Origin of the sequence: Meridianimarinicoccus marinus, from assembly GCF_040689105.1 — a bacterium.
In the GTDB taxonomy this organism is placed as follows: Bacteria; Pseudomonadota; Alphaproteobacteria; order Rhodobacterales; family Rhodobacteraceae; genus Meridianimarinicoccus; species Meridianimarinicoccus marinus.
The window spans coordinates 1-268 of the sequence record NZ_JBFBVU010000126.1; the positions used below are offsets into that span (position 1 = coordinate 1).

Here is a 268-nt window from a genome sequence, read left to right on the forward strand (position 1 = left end):
TTGTAAACAAAACCTGCATCAATACATTTAATTAAGTTGTTTACAGCCAAAGAATCAAGCATCCCACATAATTTACCATCATAAAGAGCTACAATTAAGCCCAAGTCATTTTTTTCAATATTTAAAATATCACCAACTTTTAAACTGGTAGTAATTGGTTGTACATTTTTTAAATCAGTATCAAATTGTAAATCCTTACAATTAATCTCGCCATTGCCTGAACCGATACCTTTTGTTGAATTTTGGATTTCACGAGTATAACTGTGAG

Annotated in this window: 1 protein-coding gene; it reads right to left on the bottom strand. The window is 30.2% G+C overall.

All coding sequences use genetic code 11. The annotated features are described in order from the left end of the window. Positions 1–268: hypothetical protein (locus AB0T83_RS20460; protein ID WP_366195029.1), on the bottom strand; the 268-nt coding region annotated here is incomplete at both ends.